7 protein-coding genes are annotated in these 7,681 nt (G+C 67.7%); all 7 read left to right on the top strand.

Features of this window, described 5'->3' with window-relative positions; translation table 11 throughout:
- The first annotated feature begins 199 nt into the window (after window positions 1-199).
- The gene (locus QZY03_RS17055; protein ID WP_295583148.1) at window positions 200-703 is read left to right on the top strand and encodes a hypothetical protein; all 504 of its coding nucleotides are present in this window, start codon (window positions 200-202) and stop codon (window positions 701-703) included.
- A 293-nt stretch (window positions 704-996) separates the two neighbouring features.
- Window positions 997-3,105, top strand: a complete 2,109-nt coding sequence (locus QZY03_RS17050) for a thioredoxin family protein (RefSeq protein WP_295583146.1) — start codon at window positions 997-999, stop codon at window positions 3,103-3,105.
- 5 nt (window positions 3,106-3,110) lie between these two features.
- Window positions 3,111-3,743 carry a thioredoxin family protein gene (locus QZY03_RS17045; protein WP_363169804.1) on the top strand — a complete coding sequence of 211 codons (633 nt, stop codon included), beginning with the start codon at window positions 3,111-3,113 and terminating at the stop codon, window positions 3,741-3,743.
- A gap of 572 nt (window positions 3,744-4,315) precedes the next feature.
- Entirely contained in the window at window positions 4,316-4,513 is a 198-nt protein-coding gene (locus tag QZY03_RS17040; protein ID WP_295583142.1) for a DUF4351 domain-containing protein, read from the top strand.
- A 196-nt stretch (window positions 4,514-4,709) separates the two neighbouring features.
- Window positions 4,710-5,108 (top strand): trypco2 family protein, encoded by a 399-nt coding sequence (locus QZY03_RS17035; RefSeq protein WP_295583140.1) that lies wholly within the window; start codon window positions 4,710-4,712, stop codon window positions 5,106-5,108.
- Complete coding sequence (locus QZY03_RS17030; protein ID WP_295583138.1) at window positions 5,095-6,618, top strand: CHAT domain-containing protein; 1,524 nt, start codon at window positions 5,095-5,097, stop codon at window positions 6,616-6,618. Before QZY03_RS17035 ends, QZY03_RS17030 begins: the two co-directional genes overlap by 14 nt.
- A complete protein-coding gene (locus tag QZY03_RS17025; protein WP_295583136.1) occupies window positions 6,615-7,640 on the top strand; it encodes a hypothetical protein in 1,026 nt (341 codons plus the stop codon). Before QZY03_RS17030 ends, QZY03_RS17025 begins: the two co-directional genes overlap by 4 nt.
- The last annotated feature ends 41 nt before the right edge of the window (window positions 7,641-7,681 follow it).

The following is a 7,681-nucleotide window of genomic DNA, read 5'->3' as shown; positions in this document are numbered from 1 at the left end:
CCGCACGGTCGGGTTACGCGCCCGGCCCCATCGCGGCGGGACGCCGCTCCCACGGCGGACTTTCATCTTCCGGGGTGGCTTGATGTCCCATATGATGGCCGTTAGCCTTGGCGGCCACTCACCGCCCCCTGAGGAAGGTTCGGGCCATGCGATGCGCATCGGCATTTTTCAACCCGCTTTGCAGTGCAGAGGCAAGACTATGGATATCGCGCAACGGATTTACGTCGAGTTTTCGCCTGGGCTCAAAGCCAGGCTCAACAATCGGATCAGCTTGCGGGAGGCACTGAGCTTCGCCGAGATCGGCGTGGTGGTCGACTGGCATGCGGTGCCGCCGAGCGACCCCGCCGAGCCCGCTCAGGGGCTGGTGGAAAGCGTGAGTGCGACCGCGATTGCCGTGTCGCTGGTGGCCGCTGTCCCGGTGATCGAATCCGCGGTCTCACAGTATCTCGAGCACAAGGCGGTCAGTGACACCCACTTCGTCTATTGGGTCAACGAACCCCTGCTGGAGAGCAACGGCGCACCGGTCCTGGACGCCGCGGGTGAGCCCCGCACCATCCGGCGGCCCGTCAGCGGTGTCGACGCCTTTCCCAATTTGCCCGACCAGGGCATCACCCTGACCATTGGTGAACAGAGCGCGTCCGTCGAAGTCGATCGGGGCGATCTCGCATCCGCGGCCGTGCGGGCCGGGACGTCCGAGGGCTGAGCCGATTTCCGAAGCACTTCGTACCGCGCGAGATCAACCTCCGGGGACCCGGGCGACGCGACCGGAGGCCGACGCTTTAGCGGGCGGCGGTGCCGCGTCCGGCTGAAGCCTCGACCTCCGGTCTGTTGCGCGGGTGCAGCAAGATCCGCAGGGGGCTGTAGGGGCGATTGAAATCGCCCCTACATATTGGTAGGTCTTTTCCCGGAAATCACTTAAGGCGTCCCTTGACCTGGCCGGCCGCGGTCGCCAGCTTGGGTGGACTTGCCGCTCCCCGTGTTGTCGATTCGCCGCCAATGCCGCTGCTCCTCATCCTGTTGTTCCTGCCCTGGTTCGCCTGGGCCAACCCGGTCACGACCGAGCATGTGACCGCGCGGCTGCTCGCCGAGCGCCAGAGCGCGGCGCCGGGCCAGCCGGCCGAGTTGCTGCTGGTACTCGAGATCCGCCCGCACTGGCATACCTACTGGCGCAATCCCGGTGATTCGGGCGAGGCGCCGCGGGTGGAGTGGACGCTGCCCGCCGGGGTGACGGCCGGTCCGCTGGGCTTTCCCTACCCGGAACTGATCCGGGTCGGACCGCTGGCGAACTACGGGTATTCGGGCCGGGCCTTGCATCCGGTGACCATCCAGGTGCCCGCGGACTGGCCGGTCGGCGAACCGCTGGCGTTGCGGGCGGCGGCGCAGTGGCTGGTCTGCGAGGAATTCTGCGTGCCGGAGTCGGCGTTGCTGGATCTGACGCTGCCGACCGCGGCTGTGCCTGGGCTGACGGACCCCGCGAGCGCGGAACCCTTTGCCGCGGCCCGCGCCGGACTACCGACGGGGACCATCGCCGGCGCTGTTCTGGACATTCCACCCGCCGCGGCCAGCGGCGGACTGCGGCTGAGCGTCCCCTGGACAGGCCCGCGCCCGGCCGAGGTCTGGTACTTCCCCGGCGTCTGGGGCCTGATCGACCATGCCGCGCCGCAGCCCTGGCGTGAGGATGCGGGGCGCCTGCTGATCGACCTGACGCCTGGGGCCGCATCCGGCCAGGCGGACCCGGACGGCGTGCTGGTCACGCGTGCGGATGACGGCCGGATGCAGTCGTTTGCGCTCAGTCTGACAGTGCCGTCCGTGGCGCCGACCGACGCGGCGCCGCCGCTCGGCCTGGCGCTGGCCCTGGGCATGGCTTTCCTCGGCGGACTCATCCTGAATCTGATGCCCTGCGTCTTTCCGGTGCTTGCCATCAAAGCCTTGGGTCTGGCGCAGCAGGGCGGATTGAGCACCGCCGCGCGGGTGGGGCAGGGGCTGGCCTATACCGCGGGCGTGCTGGTGTTCTTCGGCCTGATCGCCGGGCTGCTGCTGGCCCTGCGTGCCGGGGGCGCGGCCGTCGGCTGGGGCTTCCAGTTGCAGTATCCGCCGGTGGTTGCCGGTCTGGCTTATCTCTTCCTGGTGCTGGGCCTGAGTCTGGCCGGCGCCGTGACGCTGGGCGGCCGCTTGATGGGGCTTGCCGGGGGTACGCTGCCGGGCGGTCGCGGGCACGGTCTGGCCGAGGCCTTCTGGACCGGCGCGCTGGCGGCGCTGGTCGCCGCCCCCTGCACCGCACCCTTCATGGGCGCGGCCCTGGGATATGCCGTGACCTTGCCCTGGCTGCCGGCGCTCGCGATCCTGCTCAGCCTGGGGCTGGGCTTGGCGGCGCCCTTCCTGCTGGTGTCCGCGGTGCCCTTCCTGGCCCGGCGGCTGCCGCGGCCGGGCGCCTGGATGGACACACTCAAACAGTTGCTGGCCTTTCCGATGTTCGCCACCGCCGCCTGGCTGATCTGGGTGCTGAGCGTGCAGACCGGACCGACCGGCGTCGCGCTGGTGCTCACGGGACTGCTGATGCTGTCCTTCGGACTCTGGCTGCGCGAGCGCACCGCCCTGGGGGCCGACCGCCGACGCCTGGCGGGCGGTGCCGCCGCCCTGGCGGCGCTGGCCGTCGCCCTGTGGCTGGCGGTGTTGACCGCGCATTCAATCCCGGTCGCGCCGTCCGCGGCTGGCGGCAGCACCCATGCCAATGGTCTGGTGAGTGAGTCCTATACTCCGGAGCGACTGGCCGCGGCGCGCGCCGAGGGCCGCCCGGTGTTCGTCAACATGACGGCCGCCTGGTGCATCACCTGTCTGGTCAACGAGCGGGTGGCGCTCGACACCGCGGCCGTCGCCGCCGCCTTCGCCCGCGGCCAGGTGCTGTATCTCAAGGGCGACTGGACCAATCGGGACGCCGCCATCACCGACTATCTGGCCGGCTTCGGACGCAACGGCGTGCCGCTGTACGTGTTCTATCCGCCCGGTGAGGCACCGCGCGTCCTGCCCCAGATCCTGACCCCGGCCAGCGTCGTCGCGGCCCTGTCCCCCACGATTCCGCCAAACCAATCCCAACCAGAGGAGTGATGTCCATGCGCGCGTCCCGTCCCATCTTCACCATCAAAACCCCGTGGCTCGCCGTCCTGGCACTCGCCGCCGTGCTGGTCGCACCCGCCGTCAGCGCCAAGCCGGAGGTCGGTCAGCCGGCACCCGCCTTCAGCGTCACCGATACCGCCGGCAAGACCTGGGATCTCCCGGCGGTGGCCGGCAAGACCGTCGTCCTGGAGTGGACGAACCACGACTGCCCCTATGTGCGCAAACACTATGACAGCGGCAACATGCAGGCGCTCCAGAAGGAGGCGACCGGTCAGGGCGTGCTCTGGCTGTCGGTCATCTCCTCGGCGCCCGGCAAGCAAGGCAACGTCAGCCCGGCCGAGGCCGACGGGCTCACCAAGACCCGCGATGCCGCCCCCTCCGCCGTCCTGCTCGACCCCACGGGCACCATGGGCCAGGCCTACGGCGCCCAGACCACGCCCCACATGTACGTAATCGACGCCACCGGCACCCTGGTCTATATGGGCGGCATCGACGACCGTCCGACCAGCAGCCAGACGGATATCCCCGGCGCCAAGAACCATGTCCGCGCCGCGCTCGCCGACCTGGCCGCCGGCAAGCCGGTTGCCGCCGCGGTGACCCGGCCCTATGGTTGTTCGGTGAAATACTGACGGGCCAGCTGTCGCCGCGGGTCGGCTCGGTCCGGTCCGCGGCGCATCCTACGGGCTCTTTGTAGGGGCGGGTTTGAAACCCGCCCCGATGCCCGGTAATCACGTCCGACGCGCATCTGCGACCCCATCACCGTGGACCGCACCCACACCGCGGCCGTGGGTTTGCCGGAAGTCGTAGGGTGGATCAGGCGCGCTGCTCGGTGTCACGGCCCCGGCACGGCGGTCGCGCGCGCCGCATCCACCAGGGGTTGCGTGATGCCGCCCAAATTTTGAATCGCTGAATTATGGACGCGACGACGTCCTGGCCCTGCTGCGCTTCATCGACTGGATGCTGCGGCTGCCTCCGGCCCTTGAACTTGAACTGCGCGGCGAACTGACGAGCGAGAACGGGGGTATGTCCCATCAGCCGCGGCGGGACGGGGCATTCGCCCCGTCCCGAACGTTTGATTCGTGGCCGGGCGTTGATTGGAACCGGTAGGTTCGGGGAAAACGTTTCGGACGGGGCGAATGCCCCGTCCGGCCCAGGGTGTCCGTTCCTCACCGCATCCTAAGGTATTGAGGAGAAAAATAAAATGTCCTATGTCATGAGCATTGAACGCATGGCCGAAGAACGCGGCGAAGCCCGGGTCCTACTGCGGCAACTCACCCTCAAGTTCGGCTGCCTGTCACCCGAAGTCCAACAGCGCATCAGCGACGCCGATGCCGACACCCTGCTCGCGTGGTCCGAGCGGGTGCTCAGCGCCGACACCATCGATGACATCCTCGATTAACCGCTGCGCGGCGGGCTTGTAGGGGCGGGTTTGAAACCCGCCCCGACGTCCGGTGATCACGTCCGACGCGCATCTGCGACCACCTCACAGCGGACCGCACCCACACCGCGGCCGTGGGTTTGCCGCGCGATGTCGGGCGAGTATCATCATCGACTGTTCCTCAGCAGAATGGATTGGCGACTGTCACCGGAGACCTATGAACAAATCGATCGAGATGATCTCTTTGTCCGAACTGATTGAACAGATCAAGGCCGACCTGCTTGCCCCGGTCGACCCGAACAGCGAACGCAACCCGTTGTTCTTCATCGATGCCGTGGAGGTCACGGCGCAGGTTGTGGTGCAGCGCAACAAGGCCGAGGGCGGCAAGGCGGGGCTGAGCCTCGCGGTGCTCGGTCTCAAGGCCGATGCCGGCATCGACAGCAAGACCACGGTCGGCAGTGAACTCACCCAGGGCATCACCATCAAACTGTCGCCGCTGCTCGGCAAGGCCGACTATCTCGCGCGTCTCGCGCCCGAGCAACGCCAGGGCCTCGATGAAGCGGCGGCGCGGGCGATCGTGCGCGGCGGCACGCGCGGCAGCGGTGAGCGTGCCTGAAGCGGGATACGGCATGGACGCGTCGGTGCTGGCGATTACGCTCGAACTGGACGCCACCCGGTGGGAACTCAGGCTGTGCTTCCGTTTGCCGGACGGCGGCGAGGGCCCGGCGGGTCCGCTCCCGCTGCCCTTCACCGCGGACGACCTCGCGCTCTGCGAGCGTGCGCTCGAACTGAACCACAGTGCGCATCCGCGGGCTGACTTCACCGCGCCGGAGATCGCGCGTCTCGGGGGCTGGGGCCTGTTACGGCAGCCGTCCAATCCGCCCGGTCCGGCCGCCCTGAGCGGGCAAGACCTCCACCGTGAACGCCTGCGCGCGCAGGTGCAGGGCTGGTTGGTACACCTGCTGCTCGACCCGCTCGCGGCACCGATCCAGGCGCTGTTCGCCGTCCAACGCGCCAAGGCGGAGCGGGAGCGCCCATTGCTCTATCTGCGTCTGGAGCTATGGCCGACCGACCTGACGCTGTTCCGCCTGCCCTGGGAACTGCTGCACGGTTACCGACTGCCCCAGGGCGACCTCCTGGTTGGCCGCTACATTCGCTACGAACAGGCGGCCGGACTTCCGCCGCCCGCTCCCCGGCTGCAGGTCCTGGTGCTGCACAGCGAACCAAAGGATCTGCCCCCGCTCGTTCTCCAGGACCGCGCCCGCATCGCCGCCGGTCTGGCCGGCACCGCCGGTGCCGCCCGGATGCCGATCCAGGCCCTCGACCCCGCGAGCCTTGAGGGTCTCCAGGAGGCCCTGCTCGCCCTGGGCGCGACCCCGACCATCCTGCACTTTGCCGGGCATGGCGACTTCGGCTGGCGCTGCGAACAGTGTCGCGGCATCTCGCATGGTCTGGACGACACGCCCTGCGGCCGGGCCGACTGCGGCTTCCGGCGCCACGGTCCCCCCGAGGGCCTGCTGGCCTTCACCGATCCCGCTACCGGCGAACCCGATTGGGTCGGGATTGACGGCGTGAGCGACACCCTCAAACTCGCCGGCGATCTGCGTCTGGTCGTGCTCACTGCCTGCAAGTCCGCGGCCGGGCGGCGCGGCGCGGATGTGTTCAACGGTCTGGCGCAGCGGCTGATGGACCTGGTTCCGGCCGTCATCGCCTCGCCCTTCCCGCTGGAGACCGGGGCGGCCGAGTCATTTGCCGGTTCTCTCTACGCGGCCCTGGGTGCCGGTCTGTCGCTGGTCGAAGCGCTGCATCAAGTGCATCTCAGGATGAAACCACGGTTTCCGGATGAGTGGTACCGCCCGGTGCTCTATCTGCGCTCAAGTCAGGGCGACGGCGGGCGGCTGTTGCAGATGGAGGACGACACGCCGGTCGTCGGTGACCCTCCGGCCGACCCGCCCCATCCGTTGCTGGCGATGCTCCAGGCGCAGTATGAAGCGGCAATCGAGCAAAGCGTCACCGCGGTTGACGCGGTCACTCAGGTCAAGGCGCAGCAACAGGCCGACAAGGTCGAGCGCGACATGCAGCGACTGAAACACGCACTGAAAAGGAATCGAGGGGGCGCGCAGTGATCTTGGACAGTCGCGCGAGCCGGCGTGAAGCGCTCGAAAAGTGCCAGCAATTACTGGTGCCGCAGTACGAAGCCGCACTGATCCAGTCGGCCCTCGCGGCTGATGACGTTACCCGGGTAAAGGCCGAGCAACAAGCCGATCAGATCGGCGCCCGGATGAAACAGATCGACGAGCAGATTGCGAAACTCGAGTTGGCCTTGCCCGCGGGTACGGGGTTATCCGATCCTGGACGCGACTGCGCACGGGTCGACGCGCTCTTGGAGAGGGATTTGCACCACATCGACTTCAAGCAATTGAGGCAGTGGATACGAGCACTGCTTGACGCTGAGCTGGATCCCGCGCGCGCGGGCCTGGTGATGATTCAGCGTTCCAGCGAACGCAATGGCCGTCTTTGCGCAAAATGTGTGGAGGAAATTCTGCGAGCAGCGACCCGTGAGGGCAAATTCCGCCATTTTCCGGTCCATCTCGGAACGGGTGACCATGCCGATGTCGGCGCGGTGCTGCGCGGTCTTGCCGGTCACCTTGACCCCACGCTTGGCCTCCAGGTTCCCGCGCAGGTCGGCCTGGTGACCGCGGCCCTGTGCCGTTCGTTGCAGGCTAGGAACGTGGTCTTGATTGAGATTGGTTGCTGCGAATACCTGTTGGGTGACCCTGAGGCCGTGCAGTGGATGGTCGCTGCGTTCTGGCGCCAGTTGCTGGCGGACCTGGCGTTGGCGGCGCCGAAATTACATGGCACCGTCACTATTGTCGCCTTGCTGCTGTTCGGCGGTACGGTGCCCGAAGCGGCGCTGGCCGCGGTCGACTGCTGCCGTGTCGATGACTTCCGACCCGAACGCTTGTTGGAGATCGAATTGACCACTTGGAACTACAGCGACGTGCTGAACTGGCTGACCTACTGGGGTCTGCCTGATGGACATCCGCCTGAGCAGATCGAGTTGCTGGCGCGGACCATCCTGGATGTGACGCAAGGTGACCCGATGCGGATCGCACATGAACTGTTGTATCGCTGCGCTGCGCTTTGACCGGATGATCACCAGCGGTCGTCGGTCCGCACAGCGGACCT

It is taken from the genome of uncultured Lamprocystis sp., assembly GCF_903933125.1.
In the GTDB taxonomy this organism is placed as follows: Bacteria; Pseudomonadota; Gammaproteobacteria; order Chromatiales; family Chromatiaceae; genus Thiodictyon.
The sequence above is the reverse complement of the archived record's forward strand: the minus strand, read 5'-3'. Positions and strand labels throughout refer to the sequence as shown.

Coding starts and splice junctions, on each gene's coding strand:
- QZY03_RS17050 (WP_295583146.1), top strand. CDS start 997: ATGCCGCTGCTCCTCATCCTGTTGTTCCTGCCCTGGTTCGCCTGGGCC.
- QZY03_RS17045 (WP_363169804.1), top strand. CDS start 3,111: ATGCGCGCGTCCCGTCCCATCTTCACCATCAAAACCCCGTGGCTCGCC.
- QZY03_RS17035 (WP_295583140.1), top strand. CDS start 4,710: ATGAACAAATCGATCGAGATGATCTCTTTGTCCGAACTGATTGAACAG.
- QZY03_RS17040 (WP_295583142.1), top strand. CDS start 4,316: ATGTCCTATGTCATGAGCATTGAACGCATGGCCGAAGAACGCGGCGAA.
- QZY03_RS17055 (WP_295583148.1), top strand. CDS start 200: ATGGATATCGCGCAACGGATTTACGTCGAGTTTTCGCCTGGGCTCAAA.